The 19,372-nt window shown below is 69.5% G+C and carries 16 protein-coding genes; 10 read left to right on the top strand and 6 right to left on the bottom strand.

Annotation, left to right across the window (positions count from 1 at the left end):
• Positions 1–18: 18 nt before the first annotated feature.
• On the top strand, positions 19–429 hold the full coding sequence (locus tag HZF19_RS03870; protein WP_208027424.1) for a hypothetical protein: 411 nt from the start codon (positions 19–21) through the stop codon (positions 427–429).
• Here HZF19_RS03870 and HZF19_RS03865 read toward each other — a convergent pair.
• The 5 genes from HZF19_RS03865 to HZF19_RS03845 all read right to left on the bottom strand — a co-directional run bounded on the left by HZF19_RS03865 (position 416) and on the right by HZF19_RS03845 (position 4,926).
• Positions 416–1,516, bottom strand: coding sequence for a Rieske 2Fe-2S domain-containing protein (locus HZF19_RS03865; RefSeq protein WP_208027423.1), 1,101 nt, complete (start codon positions 1,514–1,516; stop codon positions 416–418). The two genes, HZF19_RS03870 and HZF19_RS03865, sit on opposite strands and share 14 nt — an antisense overlap.
• Positions 1,509–2,402 carry an amidohydrolase family protein gene (locus tag HZF19_RS03860; RefSeq protein ID WP_208027422.1) on the bottom strand — a complete coding sequence of 298 codons (894 nt, stop codon included), beginning with the start codon at positions 2,400–2,402 and terminating at the stop codon, positions 1,509–1,511. Before HZF19_RS03860 ends, HZF19_RS03865 begins: the two co-directional genes overlap by 8 nt.
• 194 nt (positions 2,403–2,596) lie before the next feature.
• Positions 2,597–2,806: a hypothetical protein gene (locus HZF19_RS03855; RefSeq protein ID WP_208027421.1), complete on the bottom strand. Its 210-nt coding sequence runs from the start codon at positions 2,804–2,806 to the stop codon at positions 2,597–2,599.
• Positions 2,807–2,883: 77 nt separating this feature from the next.
• Positions 2,884–3,954 (bottom strand): lysylphosphatidylglycerol synthase transmembrane domain-containing protein, encoded by a 1,071-nt coding sequence (locus HZF19_RS03850; protein ID WP_208027420.1) that lies wholly within the window; start codon positions 3,952–3,954, stop codon positions 2,884–2,886.
• A 39-nt stretch (positions 3,955–3,993) separates the two neighbouring features.
• Positions 3,994–4,926: an alpha/beta fold hydrolase gene (locus HZF19_RS03845; RefSeq protein WP_208027464.1), complete on the bottom strand. Its 933-nt coding sequence runs from the start codon at positions 4,924–4,926 to the stop codon at positions 3,994–3,996.
• A gap of 73 nt (positions 4,927–4,999) precedes the next feature.
• Between HZF19_RS03845 and HZF19_RS03840 the strand changes: the two genes are divergently transcribed.
• Entirely contained in the window at positions 5,000–5,728 is a 729-nt protein-coding gene (locus HZF19_RS03840) for a hypothetical protein (RefSeq protein ID WP_208027419.1), read from the top strand.
• A 37-nt stretch (positions 5,729–5,765) separates the two neighbouring features.
• On the opposite strand, the gene HZF19_RS03835 is transcribed toward HZF19_RS03840, so the two are convergent.
• The gene (locus HZF19_RS03835; RefSeq protein ID WP_208027418.1) at positions 5,766–7,001 is read right to left on the bottom strand and encodes a CaiB/BaiF CoA transferase family protein; all 1,236 of its coding nucleotides are present in this window, start codon (positions 6,999–7,001) and stop codon (positions 5,766–5,768) included.
• Between the two features lie 213 nt (positions 7,002–7,214).
• Between HZF19_RS03835 and HZF19_RS03830 the strand changes: the two genes are divergently transcribed.
• The 8 genes from HZF19_RS03830 to glgB all read left to right on the top strand — a co-directional run bounded on the left by HZF19_RS03830 (position 7,215) and on the right by glgB (position 19,355).
• Positions 7,215–7,409, top strand: coding sequence for a ferredoxin (locus HZF19_RS03830; RefSeq protein WP_208027417.1), 195 nt, complete (start codon positions 7,215–7,217; stop codon positions 7,407–7,409).
• A 24-nt stretch (positions 7,410–7,433) separates the two neighbouring features.
• Positions 7,434–8,633, top strand: a complete 1,200-nt coding sequence (locus HZF19_RS03825) for an NAD(P)/FAD-dependent oxidoreductase (RefSeq protein WP_208027416.1) — start codon at positions 7,434–7,436, stop codon at positions 8,631–8,633.
• A 43-nt stretch (positions 8,634–8,676) separates the two neighbouring features.
• A complete protein-coding gene (locus tag HZF19_RS03820; RefSeq protein WP_208027415.1) occupies positions 8,677–9,183 on the top strand; it encodes an NUDIX domain-containing protein in 507 nt (168 codons plus the stop codon).
• An 18-nt stretch (positions 9,184–9,201) separates the two neighbouring features.
• Entirely contained in the window at positions 9,202–9,834 is a 633-nt protein-coding gene (locus tag HZF19_RS03815) for a lysoplasmalogenase (RefSeq protein ID WP_208027414.1), read from the top strand.
• A gap of 76 nt (positions 9,835–9,910) precedes the next feature.
• Positions 9,911–11,920: an alpha-1,4-glucan--maltose-1-phosphate maltosyltransferase gene (locus HZF19_RS03810; protein WP_208027413.1), complete on the top strand. Its 2,010-nt coding sequence runs from the start codon at positions 9,911–9,913 to the stop codon at positions 11,918–11,920.
• Complete coding sequence (treS, locus tag HZF19_RS03805) at positions 11,917–15,288, top strand: maltose alpha-D-glucosyltransferase (RefSeq protein WP_307781133.1); 3,372 nt, start codon at positions 11,917–11,919, stop codon at positions 15,286–15,288. Before HZF19_RS03810 ends, treS begins: the two co-directional genes overlap by 4 nt.
• Positions 15,289–15,294: 6 nt before the next feature.
• Positions 15,295–17,424, top strand: coding sequence for a 4-alpha-glucanotransferase (gene malQ / locus HZF19_RS03800; RefSeq protein WP_208027411.1), 2,130 nt, complete (start codon positions 15,295–15,297; stop codon positions 17,422–17,424).
• A complete protein-coding gene (gene glgB / locus HZF19_RS03795) occupies positions 17,421–19,355 on the top strand; it encodes a 1,4-alpha-glucan branching protein GlgB (protein WP_307781132.1) in 1,935 nt (644 codons plus the stop codon). Before malQ ends, glgB begins: the two co-directional genes overlap by 4 nt.
• Positions 19,356–19,372 lie beyond the last annotated feature (17 nt).

Here is a 19,372-nt window from a genome sequence, read left to right as displayed (position 1 = left end):
GGTGCGGGGAGTGACCCGATGAGCGGTCGGTGGCGCTCGGTGTGGGGCGTGGGGAAGGGGTTGTTGCTCGCCTCGCTCGTGCCGCTGGTGGTGGCCTTGGCGTGCTTCTTCGTGCCGGTGGAGAACCCCGGTGTGCAGCGGTGCGGCTCGCCGCTGCTGTTCGCCGTCGGTGGGGGGCGCAACCACCGAGTGGAGCGGACGGGGATCGACGACCCGACCTACGACGCCCGGCGGGCGCAGGACCCGTGCAGCAAGCGGGCTGAGGCGCGAGTCCGCGTGGGTTTCGCGGCTGGTGCCGTGTTCGTGGTGATGGCGGGATCGGGTGCGGTGCTCGGGCTGATCGACGACCGCCGCCGCCTGCGGGAAGCCCCCAGGTTCGAGGACCTGTTGGGAGATCGGCCGGGCGGTCGTCCGGTCAGTCGCCTCTGATCGTGCGGGAGGCGGTCGGTGCGGGTTTCACGTACACCGGTTGCCCGGGACCGGCCGGTGGGGGTGGGGGCCAGCTCTGCCGGGTGCTGTCCGAGCCGCCGACGTAGAACTGCGCGTACCACTTGCGGAACGTGAGGTAGGGCGGGTCGGCGTCGGCCAGGGCGGGTCGGGGGATGAACGCCTTGTTCTCCCAGATCGGCCGGTCCTCCTCGAACTGCTTGCACACCTCCTCGATGAACGCCCGGCCCACGCTGGAGGTGGCCCGCTCGTCACCCAGCTTGCGGACCTTGAAGTTGAACCGCACCTGGCAGTGGCCGGCGTCGATGGGAGTGGTGGTGCCCACCAGCAGGGTGTCGACGATCCCCCGGAACCAGGTGGTGCCGAAGCCCGGGCCCTGGTTCTCGATGTCGATGCGGCCGTCCACGACCCCTCGGGGGGTGGGGAAGCGCTGGACGGAGCGGGTGCGGGCCACCCACCCGTCGGTGTCATACGACTCGATCTCGGGCACGGTGTCGGTGTGGTGGACGTAGCGGAAGTGAGGGCCGTCGACGGTGTTCTCCGCCAGCTCCTGGGTGCCCGCGTTGACCGTGAAGTGGGCGGTGTGCCAGTCCGTGAACTCGTCGCTGGTCGCCTCGTCGGGCAGCCGCAGCTCCCACTTGGGCGGTTCGCCGAGTGGGTGGAACCAGGCCATGACGAAGTGGTCGGCCAGCTCCACCACCGGGTAGGAGTGCACCGTCCCCTTCGCGTTCGTGCGCTCGCTGTAGGGGATGCAGGTGTTTCGGCCCTCACCGTTGAAGCGCCAGCCGTGGAACGGGCACTCGATCTCCGTGCCTCGGACAACGCCGCCGTGGCCCAGGTGCGCGCCCAGGTGCGGGCAGAAGGCGTCCTGGACGTGGGGACGCCCATCCTCGTCACGCCACACCACGAGATGCCTGCCGAGGTAGTAGCGAGGCAGCACCGCGCCCCGCGGGAGCTCATGGGACCAAGCCATCAGGAACCAGCCGAAGGGCATGTCGAACGGGTAGCGGCCCTGCGTGCGCGCCGCCTCGGTGCCGGTCGATGCCCGGGGCTCGCGAGGATCAGTCATCGAGTTTCAGCACCTTTCTCGCGTTGTCACGGAGGAAGTTCGGCCAGACCTCGGCTCGCAGCGGAACGTCGCGCAGCTCCGCCATGATGCGCTCGAGGGTGAGGCCCATCGGGAAGTAGCCGGCGTAGAGGACCTTGTCCGCGCCCCGGGTGTTGGCGTAGTCGATGATCGCCTTGGGGTAGTAGCGGGGGGCGAAGGCGGAGGTGGAGTAGTAGAGGTTCGGCCACTTGAGCATGAGCTTCACCGCCAGCTCCGCCCAGGGCTCGGCACCGTGGCGCATGACGAAGCGCAGCTCCGGGAAGAACCAGCACACCTCGTCGATCAGCTCGACGTGCTGGCAGAGCATCGGTACCCGGGGCCCCGGCACACCCGCGCACACGAAGATCGGGATGTCGAGCTCCACGCACGCGGCGTAGAAGGGGTAGACCCGGCGGTCGTTGATCGGGACCTGTGGGTGGTTACCGGCCGGGAACCACTGAGCGGCCACGGCGCCACCGACCTCGATCGCGTCCCTGAGGGCCCGGACACCGTCCATGCCCTCGTTGGGGTCGATGGCGGCAGCGGCCACGAACCGGTCCGGATGCTGCTTCAGGGCCCGGGCCTGCGGTCCCTCGGTGCTGTAGCCGATGAGGGCCGTGTCGATCCCGTGAGCATCCATCTGGGCGAGGGTCCACTCGACCGGATCGCCGGTGGGGCCGCCCGGGACGTCCTTGAACATGTACTGCGCGGGGAACTCGAACTCCTCGAGGCTCTCACGGTCGCGCAGCTGCGGCTTCAGGAACTCGTACCAGCCTTCGCGGTCGTCCTCGGGGATCCCGAGCATGGTATCGACGATGCCGATGCCCTCGGGCCCGGTCGCCGGGAACCCCCCCGTCGGCGTGTGCATCCCGGCAGTATACGGCGCCTCCCGAGAGAACTAGAACGCGTTCTACTCCTGCCCGGCGGCCGGCGAGGTACCCGTGGGGGAGCGGCACATCGCCGTGGCGGGGCAGGGCGCCCGCCCGTCGGGGGTCGGGCGGGCGCCCGGCACGCAGAAGCTGACGGGAGACCACGAGCTCCTGCGGGGGATCGGTCGGCAGGTCACGCCGCGGGATGGATGTCCTCGTCGGGGACGCCGGCTTGCAACTCGGCGAGCCAAGCCTCGAGCTCCAGCTCGCTGGCCCGCCGCCGGTACGCGCTCGCCAGCGGCGCTGACAGGAACAGGGCCTGCCCCCGAAGGCTCTGTGCCCGCTCACGGAGGACTGATGCGGCTCGCACGAACTCGGTGTCGACCTCGGTGATGCGACTCACGGCGCCTCCCCTCGTGATCGAATCCGTCTCAGCGGTCAACCGACTCTCCCGTACCCGCTCTCGTCCCGGCCCATGCCTCAGGCTGGGGTCGTTTCCGGGGGTGTGCCGTAGCGATGCCGGAAGGCGATCCATGCCCCGAGCCCTGCCGGTAGGGGGAGCCAGTAGGAGGCGACCCTGTAGGCGAGCGTCGCCAGCAGGGCCTGCTCGCCACCGATTCCCGCCAGCGCCAGCATGGCGGTGAGCCCGGCCTCCACGAAGCCGAGCCCACCAGGAGTGATGGGGATCATCCCCAGGACCGCACCCGCACCGTAGGCCAGCAACACCAGGCTGAGATGCGGGCTCGCCCCCACCGCGTAGAGCGCCGCGACCAGGGCCAGGTAGTCGAAGAGCCAGTTCCCGACCGCCGCGGCCAGAGCCTGCTCCCAGCGGCTGCCCAGCGCCGAGACGACCAGGTCGCGCTGACGGATGAGGCTACCCGCGGTGGGAGGATTCGGCCGGCCCACGCGGAGGTAGGCCCAGCGACCGACCCGCTCGACGACCGTGCCCGCGAGCCGCAAAGGGCGGTCGAAGCGCACCACGAGGAACGCCGCGGCGAACAGCACCACGAACACCAGCGCGCCTCCCCAGGCGACCAGCGCGAGGCTGCGCGGCACCGGCGCACCGAAGATCGAGCCCATCACCGCTACCAGGGGGAGGGCGAAGAGCACGCCGTTCGAGATGAAGGAGGTGGCGGCGATCGCGGCCCCGGCCTGGGTGCGGTCCACCCCCGACACCGAGAGCATGCGCCAGCCGATCGCGGTCCCGATGGCCGGCCCTCCGGGAACGATCCGGCTGACGGCGTTGGCGACCAGCTGCGAGGTGGCCGCGACGAACCAGCTCACCCCGGGTACCGCGATGCGCGTCAACCACCACACGCAGGTGAAGCTCGCGATCTCGAAGCCGAGCACGGCCACGAACCACAGCGGGTTGAGCTCGAGGAGCCGGGGTGCCTCGGCGAAGACCGCGAGCACGCGTGGCAGCAACCCGTAGAGGACCGTGGCCGAGACCGCGAGCAGGGCCACCCGGGCGACGATCCGCCATCGCGAGGGCCGGCGAGCGGGAACCTCGGCGCCGTTCGCTCCGACGGCGCGGTCGGACTCCCCAGCCATGCCCACGAGGACCTCAGGGTAGTGGGGGCCGTCGCGCTGTCAGGGCTCTGCCGCAGGCGGTCCGCCGGTCAGCAGCGCGTGCCAGTCTCGGGGCTCGAGATGCATGGGCTCGGTGCTCTCCACGAAGTCGCCAAGCACGTCGATGAACTCCTGGGGCTGCTCCGTGTGGGGGAAGTGTCCGGCATGGTCGAAGATCTCCAGCCGGCTACCGGGCAGGGCGGCGTGGGCGGCATGCGCGTGCGAGACCGGGATGATGCGGTCGTGCGCGCCCCAGATGATGAGTGTGGGCACGTGGCGGGCCAGGTAGAGGCGGTCGTGTGCCGTGACGGTCTGCCCGCTGATGTCGATGACCGCGCGCAGCGTGCGGACGAAGGCGGCTCGGGTGTCTGGCTCGGTGAGGGAGACGTAGCTGCGCCACTCCTCCTCCAGGTGCGGTGCCCTGATGCCTCGCGCTCCCAGCCAGCGGCTCACGGTGTTCCCCAGGTCTCGCACGAACCCGGGGAACAGGACCGGCATGGCGTACTCCGACCCGGGCACGGTCAGCGCTCGAAGGATCCACGAGACCTCCTTGCCCAACCCACCGCTGCACACCAGCACCAAGCGCTCGCAACGCTCGGGATGCTGGTAGGCGAGCTGCATGACGATTCCACCACCGAGCGAGTGCCCCACGAGGGTCGCCCGCTCGACCCCGAGAGCGATCAGCAGGTCGCGCAACAGGCTGGCGAAGTTGCCGAGGGAGTAGTCGTGGCGGGGCTTGGACGAGGTGCCGTGCCCGAGCAGGTCGGGGGCGACGATGGTGTAGTGGCGGCCGAGGCTCGGCATCACCGACCGCCATGTGGTGGCACTGCCTGCCATGCCGTGCACGAGCAGCAGCACCGGCCGGTCCTCGGCCGGGTCGCCGCAGATCCGGTAGGCGACGTCGTAGCCGTGGATCTTCGCCGTTCGCCGCTCGACCGGCCGGTTGGCACGCATCTCCACCCACGGCAAGGTAGCCGCCCGCCGAGCGGTTCGCGCCGTGGCCGGACCCGATCTAGGGTCGGCGTCCGTGCGACCGCTCTACCTGCACGAGGTGATCGACATCCGCGGCGAGCAGGCCGTGCCCTACATGGAGCGCAGCGTGCTCGCCTTCCGCTCCGAGACCACCGACCGAGGGCTCGAGCTGTACGGCACGTGGTACGTCATGGGTAGCACCGGCCGGTGGCCGCAGGTGGTCAATATCTGGGAGATGGCGGACGGTTGGGACGGCTGGGAACGGCTCTGTCGCAGCACGAACCTCCGCCGGGAAGCCAACGAGGAGCTCGCCCAGTGGTGGCGAGAGGCCTACGAGCGGCGAACCGGTGGTTTCGATCGGCTGCTCGGTGCCGTGGCGGGCACCCGTACGCTGGCCGACCTCGAGCGCGACCCGGTCACGGCCACCCTGTTCGTGCACGAGCTGACGATGGTCCGTCCGGGCGCCGCGCTCGATTACCTCGAGGCGGTGCGCGACGAGTGGGCACCGGTCGCCGCCGATCACGGGCACGTGCTGGTCGGGTTGTTCGAGGTGCTGATGGGTGACTCGGAGGTCTGCACCGTGTGGGCCACCGACCTCGGATCGCACGTCGAGATGGGCAAGGCGGCCGACGCGGCCGCGGGGTTCGGCGGGGGCTCGGTTCCAGCCGACGAGCGCATCACTGCTTGGCGGGCGCGAGCCCGGGAGTTCACCACCCGGTGGCGGGAGGAGCTGATGATCCCGTGCCCCGGCACCCCGATGGGCCCGGCGACATGGGCGAGCTGAGCCGACGCGGGGCCGGAGCACCGGGCCCTCGGGGGTGTCAGGAGCCGAAGGCGCCGGCGGCCCGCAGCGCGGCGATGCGGTCGTCGTCGTAGCCCAGCAGCTCGCGCAGCACCTGATCGCTGTGTTCGCCGAGCTCGGGCGCCCTGGTGGGGACCGGGAGCTCCTCGCCGACCAGCTTCACGGGGAACGGCAGTTCCTCCGCGCCGAGCACCTCGCGGGGGATCCAACCGAGCCGGTCCTGGAACTGCGGGTCCTGCGCGATGGTCTGCGGTGTGTTCACGGGGGCGATGGTGGTGTTGTGCTCGTCCGCGAAGGCGATCCACTCGGCCGAGGTCCTCGACTTGAAGATCTCGCGCAGCTCCGCCTGGAGCTCGCGGTTGTGGCGGGCATGGTCCGCGTACTGGCTCCCCGGCCAACGCTCGAACAGGTCCATCCGGCCGACGCCCTGGCAGAAGTTCTTCCAGAAGACCTGCTCGGATGCCATGAACAGCACGTGCCCGTCGGCGCTCTCGTAGAGCTGGTAGCGCACCCCGCCACGCATGCCCGCGATGCCCGGAGCCCGCCGCTCGTAGTTGTCGGACTTGTTGCCGGTGACCTCCGACTCGGGCCGCTCGTAGGCCTTGTAGGTCTCGGAGCGGTACCAGTCGAACGCGGCCGCGGCGTCGGACTGCGCGAGCTCCATCCGGCAACCCTCCCCGGTCTCCCGGGCCCGCAGGATGCCCGCGAGGATGCCCAGCGCGCCGTACAGCGGTGCGGCGTTGATACCGATCGAGACGTGGTCGGGGATGTAGCAGAAGCCGTCCTCGTCGTAGGCAGGGTCGACGATGCCCGCCCAGGTGTCGTACGCGATGCCGTGGCTGGGCAGGTTCTTGTAGGGACCGGTCATCCCGTAGCCGGAGATGGTGCAGAACACGATGCGGGGGTTGACCCCGAGCAGGCGCTCGTAGCCCAGCCCCAGCTTGTCGAGCACCCCCGGGCGCATGGCTTCGACCACCGCGTCTGCCGATCGCACCAGGTCCCGGAAGGTCTCGGCCCCGGGCTCGGACTTGAGGTCCAGCACGATGCTGCGCTTCCCGCGGTTGATGTGTAGGTGCATGAGCGAGGTGCCTTCGACGATGGGCCAGGTCATCTCGCGGACGTAGTCGCCGGTGGGTGACTCGACCTTGACGACCTCGGCGCCCAGGTCGGCGAGGTGGGTGGTGATGGCGGCCGGACCGAGCAGGGAGCACTCGATGATGCGGACGCCGGCGAGCGGTGGGCGGGGACTGGTCATGGCCGGCCACCATATCTGACGACCCATCAGAAATGCGATGCCGGTCGCTTGCGCCCCGCCCCTCGGCGAACTGGCAGGTCAAACGCGTGCCAGGGCACGCGTTTGACCTGCCAGTTCGGGTTGGGGGCAAGATGGCAGCCGCGAGGTGGGTTGCGAGGGCCGAGGCCTGAGGAGCCGGCCGTGAGGACCGAGCGAGCGAGAGGAGACCGGACCATGCGAGTGGTGGTCGACTTCGATCTGTGTGAGAGCAACGCCGTGTGCATGGGCATCGCGCCCGAGGTGTTCGAGGTGCGAGACGACGATTTCCTCTACATCCTCGACGAGCACCCGCCGGAGGAGCTGCGACCGAAGATCGAGGAAGCGGTGCAGCGCTGCCCCAAGCAGGCCATCTCGATCGTCGACGACTGAACCGAGCGGGAGGCGATGCCGCCCATGGCCGAACGCATCGCCATCGTGGGTGCATCCCTCGCCGGCATGCACGCCGCGCACACCCTCCGCCGGGAGGGCTTCGACGGTCAGCTCACGGTCATCGACGCCGATCCCCACACCCCCTACGATCGCCCGCCGCTCTCCAAGCAGGTGCTGGCCGGCGAGTGGGACCCCGAGCGGATCACGTTGCCGGCCGCGCACGAGGACCTCGACATCGACTGGCGCCTCGGTCGCGCCGCGTCGGCCCTCGACGTGGGCGCTCGGAGGCTCTCGCTGGCGGACGGCACGGCGGTGAGCTTCGACGGCTGTGTCGTGGCCACCGGTGCCGCACCGCGCCGGCTCCCCGGCCAGCCGGAGCTGGCGGGCATCCACCTGCTGCGAACGCTGGACGACTGCCTCGCCATCCGAGCCGATCTCGATGCCGGCCCCTCGCGGGTGGTGGTGATCGGAGCGGGGTTCATCGGCGCCGAGGTGGCAGCCACCTGCCGTCATCGTGGTCTGCCGGTCACCCTGGTGGAGGTGGCTCAGGTCCCCCTCGAGCGGGCACTCGGCCGGGAGATCGGGCAGGTGTGCGCGGACCTGCACCGCGACCAGGGGGTCGACATGCGTCTCGGCACCGCCGTGGAGGCCTTCCTCGGCGACCGACGTCTCGAAGGGGTCGTGCTCAGCGATGGCTCGGTGGTGGACACCGAGGTGGCGGTGGTCGGGGTCGGCGTGACCCCGAACACCGTCTGGCTGGAAGGATCGGGCCTCCGCCTGGATGACGGGGTGGTCTGCGACGAGACCTTGCTCGCTGCGCCGGGTGTGGTGGCCGCTGGCGACATCGCCCGCTGGCCCAGCCGGCGCTTCGGCGAGCTGCTGCGTGTCGAGCATTGGGAGAACGCGGTGCAGCAGGGTGAGGCCGCGGCCCGGCGGCTGCTGGTGAACGATGAGGCCGCGGAGGGCTTCGACCCCATCCCGTGGTTCTGGAGCGATCAGTACGACCGCAAGATCCAGCTCGCAGGCCGCTCGAGCGCGGATCATGCCGTCGAGGTGGTGCACGGTTCGCTGGGCGAGAAGCGCTTCGTGGCCCTCTACGGCCGGGATGGGGTGGTGACGGGGGTGCTCGGCTTCAACCGTCCCCGCCACGTGATGCAGCTCCGCCAGCTCGTGGCCGACGCGGTGCCCTGGGCGGAGGCCGTCGAGCGGGCTCGGCAGCTGTGAGGAGGTTGCAGGTGGACGAACCCGAGCGTTCCTGGAGATCCCGATGACCGTCACCTCATCGGAGCACGAGCTCGTTGACGTCCTGGACGCCGCGGGGTCGGTGGTCGGGACGGCACCGCGCTGGCAGGTGCGCCGCGACAACCTGCTGCACCGCTCGGTGTTCGTCGCCGTGGTGAACGACACAGCGGAGCTGCTGGTCCACCGGCGGGCGGACTGGAAGGACGTCTGGCCGGGTCACTGGGACCTGGCGTTCGGGGGCGTCGTCGACCATGGTGAGGCCTGGGAGGCCGCCGCGGTGCGCGAGCTGGCCGAAGAGGCCGGCATCGCGGCCGAGCTGGTCTACCTGGGAGAAGGCCGGTACGAGGACGCCGTCGTACGGGAGATCGCCCGGGTCTACCTCGCCCGCCACGACGGACCGGTGTCCTTCCACGACGGCGAGGTCACCGAGGTTGAGTGGGTGCCGTTGGCCGCGGTACGAGCATGGCTCGAGGGACGCGAGGTCTGCCCGGACAGCCGCGATCTCGTCCTCCCGCGCCTCGATGCGCCCTAGCCGTCAGGGGAGGCGACGATGACCGGCGTGGCCGCGCTGTGGTTCGCGCTGGCCCTCACCGTGGCGGTCGGGGACTGGTTGGCCGTGCACGCCGGCCGGCGGACGGCCGAGTACGTCGCGAAGCCCCTCACCATGGTGCTGCTCATCGGGGCCGCTCTGGCCCTCGACCCCGTGGATGGGGCGGTGCGGGTGGCGTTCGTCGTTGCTCTGGCGTTCTCGCTGGCCGGCGACATCTTCCTGATGCTGCCGCGCGACCTCTTCGTCGCCGGACTCGCCTCCTTCCTGATCGGCCATCTCGCCTACATCACCGGACTCCAGCTCCGGGGCCAGTCAGGGGAGTGGTTCGTCCTGGGCCTGGTGGTCGTGCTCGCCGTGATCCTCGTGGTGGGGGTGCGGATCGTGCGAGCGGTGAGAGCGGGTGACGATGCGCTCGCCGTGCCGGTGACCGCCTACCTCGCGGTGATCTCGCTGATGGTGGCGAGCGCGTTCGGCACCGGCAACGGGTTCGCCATGGCCGGCGCCCTGCTCTTCTACGCCTCTGACGCGATGATCGCCTGGAACCGCTTCGTCCAGCCCCATCCCTGGGCCCGGGTGGCGATCATGACCACCTATCACCTGGGGCAGTTCGGCCTGGTCCTCTCGCTGCTCTGAGCACCCTTCGTGCCCGGCGTCGGCGGACAGGGCGCCCGAGTGGGCTGATCGGTGACCGGCTAGAAAGGGTGCTGTCATGGCATCGAGCGGCAAGGTCGGAGGCGCGCCGCCGCCGCGCATCGTCATCGAGGACGTGATGCCGCAGGTGGCTGCAGGACGGTTCCCCGTGAAGCGGGTCGTCGGCGAGCCGGTCGACGTGCGCGCCACGGTCTATGCGGACGGTCACGACGTGCTCCACACGGTGCTCTCCCATCGTCCGCCCGATGCCCGCCGGTGGGTCGACGTGCCGATGGGGGCCACGAACCCCGGTCTCGACCTGTGGGAGGCCCGGTTCGTGCCACTCGTCGAGGGCGTGCACCGTTTCCGGGTCGTGGCCTGGATCGACGGGTTCGGCTCGTGGCAGCAGGCCACGCTGCGCAAGCTCGAGGCGGGCGTCGACATCACCTCCGATCTCCTGGCCGGGGCCGCTCTCCTCGAGGAGGCCGGGGAGCGAGCCCCGACGCGCCAGCAGCCCGCCTACCGGGAGGCAGCCGCCCGGCTCCGAGCCGGTGACACCATCGACCTCACCGACCCGGGCGGAGACGACCGGCCGTCCGCGGGGATGCTCTACCGCCGGGTCCTGCGGCTGTCGGAGGCCACGGTGGGCGAGACGGTCGAGGTGCTCGTCGAGTGGGAGCGGGCCCTGTTCAGCGCGTGGTACGAGCTGTTCCCCCGATCGTGGAGCACCGATCCGCAGTGGCGCCCCCACGGCACCCTGCGCGACGTCACCGCCCGGCTCGGCTACGTCGCCGAGCTCGGCTTCGATGTGTTGTACCTCGCGCCGATCCACCCGATCGGCACGTCCTTCCGCAAGGGACGGAACAACACCGAGACCTGTGGCCCCGACGATCCAGGGAGCCCCTGGGCGATCGGTGGCCCGGCCGGTGGCCACACCGCGATCCACCCGGAGCTGGGCACCATCGACGACTTCCGCGAGCTGGTCGAGGCTGCCGCCGGCAACGGGATCGACGTGGCCCTCGACCTGGCCTTCCAGTGCTCACCGGACCACCCGTGGGTCACCGAGCATCCCGAGTGGTTCAGGCACCGGCCTGACGGCACCATCCAGTACGCCGAGAACCCCCCGAAGGCGTACCAGGACATCTACCCGCTGGATTTCGACACCCCGGCGTGGCGTTCGCTGTGGGAGGCCCTGCGCGACGTGGTGCGGTTCTGGCTCGACCAGGGCGTGCGGATCTTCAGAGTGGACAACCCGCACACCAAGCCGTTCGCCTTCTGGGAATGGCTGATCACCGACGTGCGTGCCACCCATCCCCGCACCATCTTCCTCTCGGAGGCCTTCACCCGGCCCCGGCCGATGCACCGCCTGGCCCAGCTGGGGTTCACCCAGTCCTACACGTACTTCACCTGGCGGGTCTCCAAGGCGGAGCTCACGGAGTACTTCACCGAGCTGGCCAGCCCTCCGAGCGTCGACCAGCTCCGGCCGAACGCGTGGCCCAACACGCCGGACATCCTGCCCTGGCATCTCCAGGACGCGCCGAGGGAGATGAACGCGCTTCGGGTCTTCCTCGCTGCCACCCTCAGCCCCAGCTACGGCATCTACGGCCCGGCGTTCGAGCTGGCCGACAACCGCCCGGCGGGCAACGGCAAGGAGGAGTACCTCGACTCCGAGAAGTACGAGATCCGCAGGTGGGACCTCGACGACCCGGGCAGCATCCGGCCGCTGATCGCCGCGCTGAACCGCGCCCGCCGGGACCAGGCGGCGTTGCGTACGCTACGGACCCTTCGGTTCCACGACGTCTCCAACGACCTGATGCTGGTGTACTCGAAGACCCCGCACGGCGGCCCGATCCCTGATCCCGCCGACCCGGCGAGCAACGCCGTGCTGTGTGTCGCCAACCTCGATGCCCGGTCGACCCAGGTGGGCATGGTGACCCTCGACCTCGCCTCGCTCGGCATCGACCCGTCGCGCCCGTTCGAGGCGCATGACCTGCTCACCGGCGAGCGCTTCGAATGGGGTCCGTCCAACTACGTCGAACTGCATCCGGGCCATCGCCCGGGCCACCTGCTCAGGATCAGCCAGACGTGATCGACGAGACCCATCGCCCAGATCTCTCCGAGTTCGACTGGTACAAGGACGCCGTCATCTACGAGTTGCACGTTCGCGCGTTCGGCGACTCCAACGGCGACGGGATCGGGGACTTCGACGGGTTGACCGCGAAACTCGACTACCTCCAGCAGCTCGGGGTCACCGCGCTGTGGTTGCTCCCGTTCTACCCGTCACCCCTGCGCGACGACGGCTACGACATCGCCGACTACGGCGGCATCAACCCCGCCTACGGCGATCTGCGGTCGTTCCGGCGGTTCCTCCGTGAAGCGCACCGCCGGGGATTGCGGGTGATCACCGAGCTGGTCCTGAACCACACCAGCGACCAGCACCCGTGGTTCCAGCGGGCTCGCCGGGCCAAGCCGGGGAGCAGGTGGCGGAACTTCTACGTGTGGAGCGACACGCCCGATCGCTACCCCGAGGTGCGGGTGATCTTCGAAGACTTCGAGACCTCGAACTGGGCTTGGGATCCGGTCGCCGGGGCCTACTACTGGCACCGCTTCTTCTCTCACCAGCCCGATCTCAACTACGACAACCCCGAAGTGCGTTCCTGCATGCTGCGCGTCGTCGACCGGTGGTTGGAGATGGGTGTCGACGGGGTGCGGCTCGACGCGGTGCCGTACTTGTTCGAGCGCGAGGGCACCAACGGCGAGAACCTCCCCGAGACGCACCTGTTCCTCAAAGAGCTGCGCGCCCACATCGACGCCCACTACCCAGGTCGCATGCTGCTGGCGGAGGCGAACCAGTGGCCGGAGGACGCGGTCGCCTATTTCGGGGATGGCGACGAGTGCCACATGGCGTTCCACTTCCCGCTCATGCCGCGGCTGTTCATGTCCTTGCGTATGGAGGACCGCCATCCCGTCATCGACATCCTCCAGCAGACACCGGACATCCCCTCCTCGGCGCAGTGGGCACTCTTTCTGCGCAACCACGACGAGCTGACTCTCGAGATGGTGACCGACGAGGAGCGCGACTACATGTATCGCGCATACGCCACGGATCCGCAGATGCGGGTGAATCTCGGTATCCGCCGCAGGCTCGCGCCGTTGATGGGTAATGATCGGCGCAAGATCGAGCTCATGAACGGCTTGCTGTTCGCCCTGCCCGGTACACCCGTCATCTACTACGGCGACGAGCTCGGCATGGGCGACAACGTCTACCTCGGTGACCGCAACAGCGTGCGCACGCCGATGCAGTGGAGCCCGGACCGCAACGCGGGGTTCTCGTCCGCCAATCCGCAGCAGCTGTTCCTGCCGGTGATCATCGATCCCGAGTACCACTACGAGACCGTCAACGTCGAGGCCCAGCACCAGAACCCCAGCTCACTGCTGTGGTGGATGCGTCGGATCATCGCCCTGCGTGCCCAGCATCGGGTCTTCGGCCGGGGCACGATCGAGTTCCTGTACCCGGAGAACGCGAAGGTGCTGGCCTTCCTCCGCCAGGACGACGACGAGACGGTGCTGGTGGTGGCGAACCTCTCTCGGTTCGCGCAGAGCGTCCATCTGGATCTCCACGACTATCGCGGCGCCATCCCGGTCGAGATGTTCGGCGGCACGGAGTTCGCGCCCATCCATGAGGTCCCGTACCAGCTCACCCTGGGGCCGTACGGCTTCTACTGGTTCTCGCTCACCTCACAGCGGATGGACGGAGCTCCGGCATTCCACGACGGCCACGACCTTCCCGAGCTGTCGGTGACCGGTGAGTGGCGGCAGCTCTTCCGAGGCCGCTCGCGCGCTGGTCTCGAGCATGCGCTCCGAGGATTCCTGGGCAGGAACCGCTGGTACGCGGGCAAGGCCCGATCGTTGCGCTCGGTCGAGCTGTTCGACTCGATCCCGCTGTCCTCCGGGAAGGCCAAGCCGGGCGCGTTCATCGTGCTCGCCCAGGTCGAATACTCCGAGGGCGAGCCCGAGACCTACGTCCTGCCGCTCACCGTGGCGCCTTCGGCCCGAGGGGAGGCGTTGCTCGCCGACAACCCGAACGCGGGTGTGGCCTGGGTGCAGGTCCGGTCGAGCGGGGAGCGCCTCTTGCTGCTCGACGCTTTGGTCGATCCGACGTTCCTCGATGCCACGCTGGCCGTGTTTCGCAACCGGCGAGCGTTCAGTGCCTCGGGCAGCGGCGGTGGGGTCGTCCGCACCGCCGTGAGCCCGCAGTTGCGCCGCCTGCTCTCCGGGGTGGACGATCTGACCGTCCAGCCCTTGATGACTGATCAGTCCAACACCTCGGCGGTGTTCGGCAGCACGGTAGTCATGAAGGTCTTCCGGCGGGCCCAGGAAGGGGTGAACCCCGACCTGGAGATCGGTCGATTCCTCACCGATCGGGGGTTCGAGCATTCGGCCCCGCTGCTCGGTGCGCTGGAGTACCACAAGGGCCGGGGTGAGCCGCGCACGCTGGCCGTCCTCTCGGAATACGTCCCGAACGAAGGCGACGCTTGGCACTACACCCTCGACGCACTGGGGTTGTTCTACGAGCGGGCCAGCACCTACTTGCCAGGTTCGGGCATCGAGATCCCGTTGTGGGGCAACATCGTCGACTCGATCACCCTCATGCCGCCGGATCCCATCGCGGACGCGATCGGCCCCTATCTCGACTCGGCCGCGCTCTTGGGGCAGCGGACGGCCGAGTTGCACCTCGCGCTGAGCAGCGGCGATGACGAGGCATTCACGCCGGAGCCGTTCACCACCCTGTACCAGCGCTCGCTGTACCAGTCGATGCGTGCCCAGGTCCGCCCAACGCTGCAGCTCCTGCGCAAGGCGCTCGGTGATCTCGACGACCGGGCTCGGCTGGAGGCCGAGGAGGTGATCGAGTCGGAAGCCCGGATCCTCCAGATCTTCTCGGCGGTGACCTCCCATCGCATCGACGCGGCTCGCATCAGGCTCCACGGTGACTACCACCTCGGCCAGGTGCTGCATTCCGGGAGGGACTTCGTCATCATCGACTTCGAAGGCGAGCCTTCACGCTCACCCACCGAGCGACGCATCAAACGCGGCGCGCTGGTCGACGTAGCGGGTATGTGCCGGTCGTTCCAGTACGCCGTCGAGGCGGGGCTCCGCAGCTTCGAGGAGCGAGGGCTCCTCCAGCCGGACAAGCGCAACGAGCTCGAGCTCTTCGGGCTGGCCTGGGAGACCTGGGTGACCATCCGGTTCCTCGCCGGATACCTCGAGGCCGCCGATGGGGCGCCGTTCGTGCCGAGCGACCGCGACGACGTCCGGACGTTGCTCATGGCCTACACCCTCGACAAGGCGCTCTACGAGATCCGCTACGAGCTCAACAGCAGGCCCGAATGGGCACCCATCCCGATCCGCGGCGTGCGCCAGCTCCTCGAGGATGCTCGACTCGCCGACGGTGGGTGAGCGTTCATGAACGACGGTGACCTCCCCGATGATCTGTACGGGCTGAGCGAGTGGTTCGGGGTGCAACCCCGCTACTGGAGCACGAAGGGGGAGCTCGTCGGGGCGGACCCCGAAGCACTGGTGGCGGTGTGCCGGGCCCGGGGAGTCGCCCTCGACCACCCGCACGACCTGTCGCCTCTCCGAGCGCGGGTCATCGAGGACCTGACCCGACCCGTGGAGCCGGTGGTGGTGGTCTGGGGTGAGCGGCCGCTGGTGCTCGACATCTGCATCGACGAGCGTTACACCCCGGCCTGGTTGGGTCTCGAGGTGGAGCTGGAGGGCGGTGGCACCAACCGGTGGGATCGTGAGGTGGGCTCGCTGCCCCTCGTGGGCCGCCACGAGCTCGACGGCCGTTCGATGTTGGTACGCCGTGTCGAGGTGAGGGCGGACCTGGCCATCGGCTACCACCGGCTCATCGTCGAGCTCGGTCCGCACCGCCACGACGTCCACCTGCTCGTGGCGCCGGAACGGGTGCGCGAGCCGGCGCCGAACGACCGGCGGTGGGGGGTCTTCGTCCCGCTGTACAGCCTCCGCACCGAGCTGGGGGTCGGCCCTCACGTCGGGGACCTGGAGGCGATCGCGGCGTGGGTCGGCCGGGAGGGTGGCTCCATCGTGGCCACGCTCCCACTGCTGGCGTCCTATCTGGATCGACCGTTCGATCCCAGCCCCTACGCTCCGGTCAGCCGGCGGTTCTGGAACGAGCTGTATCTCGATCTGGAGCGGCTGCCCGAGATGGCACGGTCGCCGCGGGCCCGTTCGCTGCTCGACCACCCGGACACCCAGCGGGAGATCGCCGAGCTGCGTGCCGGCTCGTTCTTCCAGTATGCGCGCCACGCACGCCTGACACGGCGGGTGCTGGCCGAGCTGGCGGCCACCTTCATCCGGGAGGGTGGGGCGACCTCCGACGAGTTCCGGGCGTTCGCCGCCGCCTGCCCCGACGTGACCGACTATGCGCGCTTTCGTGCTGCCGCCAGCCGAGCGGGTTGCGGATGGCATGCCTGGCCGGAGTCGGCGCGCCGCGGGATGCTGTCACCGGCGGACTACGACGACGCCGAGGTGGAGTTGCACCGGTACGCCCAGTTCGCCATGCACCGCCAGATGAGCGACCTCGCGGCGAGGCTGTCGGCCCGGGGTCAGGACCTGTACCTCGACCTGCCCGTGGGCGCCCACCCGGAGGGCTACGACACCTGGCGTGAGCGGGAGCTGTTCGCCGAGGGCGCAAGCACCGGTGCCCCGCCCGACGATTTCTTCTCCGGTGGGCAGGACTGGGGCTTCCCACCGATGCAACCCGACGCCAGCCGGGCCCAGGGGCACCGCCACGTCGCTGAGTGCCTGCGCCACCACATGAAGGTCGCCGGGATGGTCCGGCTCGACCACGTCATGCAGTTGCACCGGCTGTACTGGGTGCCCGAGGGGCTCGGAGCCACCCGCGGCGTGTACGTTCGCTACCCGCGCCAGGAGCTGTTCGCGGTGGTGGCCATCGAATCGGTGCGCAACTCATGCCTCGTGGTGGGGGAGGATCTGGGTACGGTGCCCGACGAGGTGCGCGAGGCGATGAGTAGGCACGGGCTGATGGGCATGTACGTCGCGCAGTTCCAGCTACCGAGCGCCACCGGGGCGGAGCTCCCATCGCCACCGCCCCGCGCCCTGGCGTCGGTCAACACCCACGACACCCCCACGTTCACGGGCTTCCTGCGCGCCCTCGACGTCGCGGGCCGCTTCGAGCTGGGACTGCTCGACGAGCGGGACGCGGCGCAAGAGCGAGCGGAGCGGGAGCAGGCGGTCGCCAACCTGGTCCGCTTCCTGGCGGAGCGGGGCTTGCTCGAGGAACCTGGCGGGGAGCACGAGATCCTGCGGGGCCTGCTGCGGTTCCTCGGCGAGAGCGACGCGCCCGCGGTCCTGGTGATGCTCGACGACCTGTGGGGTGAGACCGACCCGCACAACGTCCCGGGCACCCCACTCGACCGCCCCAACTGGGTGCGGCGCATGGCCCGGTCGCTGGCGACCCTGGCCGGCGATCGGTCCGTGCTCGACGACCTCGCCGTGCTCGAGCGCAGCCGGGCCCGCTCCCGAACCCGGGCGGGGGAGATGACGTGAGCGACGACGCGGCCCGCGAGCAGGTGTTCGTGTCCGACGAGGACCTGTGGCTGTTCAACGAAGGTGCGCACAGCCGGCTCTACGAGAAGCTGGGCTGTCACCTCCTCGGTGACGGCCTGGCGGTGTTCGGGGTGTGGGCGCCCAATGCCCGGAAGGTCTCGGTGGTCGGTGACTTCAACGATTGGCGCGCCGGCGTCGACGTGCTCGAACCGCAGCGCTCGTCGGGCATCTGGCAGGGGACGGTCGACGGCGTCTCGGCCGGTGACTGCTACAAGTTCCACATCGAGTCGAGAGCTCGCGGCTACGTCGTCGACAAGGCCGACCCGTTCGCCTTCCACGCCGAGCAGCCGCCGCGCACCGCGTCGCGGGTGCACCGCTTCTCCCACGTGTGGGGCGACGGTGAGTGGATGGAGGGGCGTGCGGCGAGGAACTCACTCGATGATCCGATGGCGATCTACGAGGTGCATCTGGGCTCGTGGCGCCATGCCGAGCACGAGCACCGTTCGCTCAACTACCGGGAGGTCGCCCCGGCGTTGGCGGCGTACGTCGCCGAGCGCGGATTCACCCACGTGGAGCTCCTCCCCGTCATGGAGCATCCGTTCTACGGCTCGTGGGGCTACCAGACGACCGGCTACTTCGCTCCCACGTCGCGGTTCGGTACGCCCGAGGACTTCATGTACCTGGTCGACACCCTGCACCGGTATGGCATCGCCGTGATCCTGGACTGGGTGCCGTCGCACTTCCCGGCCGATGAGCACGGCCTCGGCTTCTTCGATGGAACGCATCTGTTCGAGCACGCCGACCCACGCAAGGGTCGGCATCCCGATTGGGACAGCCTGATCTTCAACTACGACCGGCACGAGGTGCGCAGCTTCTTGCTGTCGAGCGCGTGCTTCTGGCTCGACCGGTACCACGCCGACGGGCTACGGGTCGACGCGGTGGCGTCGATGCTGTACCTCGACTACTCGCGCCGCGAGGGCGAGTGGATCCCGAACGAGCACGGTGGCAACGAGAACCTCGGCGCCCTGCGGTTCCTCAAGCAGCTCAACACGGTCGTCTACCGGGACTTCCCCGGCATCCAGACCTTCGCCGAGGAATCCACGGCATGGCCCATGGTCTCACGACCGGTCGAGCTCGGCGGTCTGGGGTTCGGGTTGAAGTGGGACATGGGCTGGATGCACGACACCCTCCGCTACTTCGCCCGTGAGCCGGTGCACCGGCGCTACCACCATGGGGACCTGACCTTCCGGGCGATCTACGCGTTCACCGAGAACTTCTGCCTCCCGCTCTCGCACGACGAGGTGGTCCACGGCAAGGGTTCGCTGCTGCACAAGATGCCCGGTGACCGCTGGCAGCAGTTCGCCAACCTGCGGCTGCTCTTCGGGTACATGTACGGCCTCCCGGGCAAGAAGCTGCTGTTCATGGGCGACGAGTGGGCCCAGCCGGAGGAGTGGGACCATGACCGCCAGCTCCGCTGGGACCTCCTCGCGGTCGAGGAGCATCGCCGGGTCCAGCAGTGGGTGACGGACTTGAACCGCCTCCACCGCGACGAGCCGGCGTTGCACGAGCTCGACACGGAGCCGGCGGGGTTCGAGTGGGTGGATGCCACCGACGCCGCCGCCAGCGTGCTGTCGTTTCTGCGGCTGCCCCGGCGGGACGAGGGTGGCGAGCCAACTACTCCGGGCGGCCGGGAGATCCTGGTGGTGTGCAACTTCACGCCCGTACCACGCGAGGGGTACCGGGTGGGTGTGCCCCGACCCGGGCGGTGGTTGGAGCTGGCCAACAGCGATGCCGACGTGTACGGGGGCAGCGGGGTGGGCAACGCCGGCGGTCTGGACGCCGAGGAGGTTCCGTGGCACGGGCGCCCGGCTTCGCTGCCGCTGACCCTGCCCCCCCTCGCCGCGATCTTCCTCGCCCCCGCCCCGGCGTGAGCGATTCCCAGGTTCTT

Origin of the sequence: Rhabdothermincola sediminis (assembly GCF_014805525.1) — a bacterium.
In the GTDB taxonomy this organism is placed as follows: Bacteria; Actinomycetota; Acidimicrobiia; order Acidimicrobiales; family Acidimicrobilacustridaceae; genus Rhabdothermincola; species Rhabdothermincola sediminis.
The sequence above is the reverse complement of the archived record's forward strand: the minus strand, read 5'-3'. Positions and strand labels throughout refer to the sequence as shown.

Coding starts and splice junctions, on each gene's coding strand:
- malQ (WP_208027411.1), top strand. CDS start 15,295: ATGAACGACGGTGACCTCCCCGATGATCTGTACGGGCTGAGCGAGTGG.
- HZF19_RS03870 (WP_208027424.1), top strand. CDS start 19: ATGAGCGGTCGGTGGCGCTCGGTGTGGGGCGTGGGGAAGGGGTTGTTG.
- HZF19_RS03815 (WP_208027414.1), top strand. CDS start 9,202: ATGACCGGCGTGGCCGCGCTGTGGTTCGCGCTGGCCCTCACCGTGGCG.
- HZF19_RS03860 (WP_208027422.1), bottom strand. CDS start 2,402: ATGCACACGCCGACGGGGGGGTTCCCGGCGACCGGGCCCGAGGGCATC.
- HZF19_RS03845 (WP_208027464.1), bottom strand. CDS start 4,926: ATGCGTGCCAACCGGCCGGTCGAGCGGCGAACGGCGAAGATCCACGGC.
- HZF19_RS03865 (WP_208027423.1), bottom strand. CDS start 1,516: ATGACTGATCCTCGCGAGCCCCGGGCATCGACCGGCACCGAGGCGGCG.
- HZF19_RS03830 (WP_208027417.1), top strand. CDS start 7,215: ATGCGAGTGGTGGTCGACTTCGATCTGTGTGAGAGCAACGCCGTGTGC.
- HZF19_RS03820 (WP_208027415.1), top strand. CDS start 8,677: ATGACCGTCACCTCATCGGAGCACGAGCTCGTTGACGTCCTGGACGCC.
- HZF19_RS03825 (WP_208027416.1), top strand. CDS start 7,434: ATGGCCGAACGCATCGCCATCGTGGGTGCATCCCTCGCCGGCATGCAC.
- HZF19_RS03810 (WP_208027413.1), top strand. CDS start 9,911: ATGGCATCGAGCGGCAAGGTCGGAGGCGCGCCGCCGCCGCGCATCGTC.
- HZF19_RS03850 (WP_208027420.1), bottom strand. CDS start 3,954: ATGGCTGGGGAGTCCGACCGCGCCGTCGGAGCGAACGGCGCCGAGGTT.
- HZF19_RS03835 (WP_208027418.1), bottom strand. CDS start 7,001: ATGACCAGTCCCCGCCCACCGCTCGCCGGCGTCCGCATCATCGAGTGC.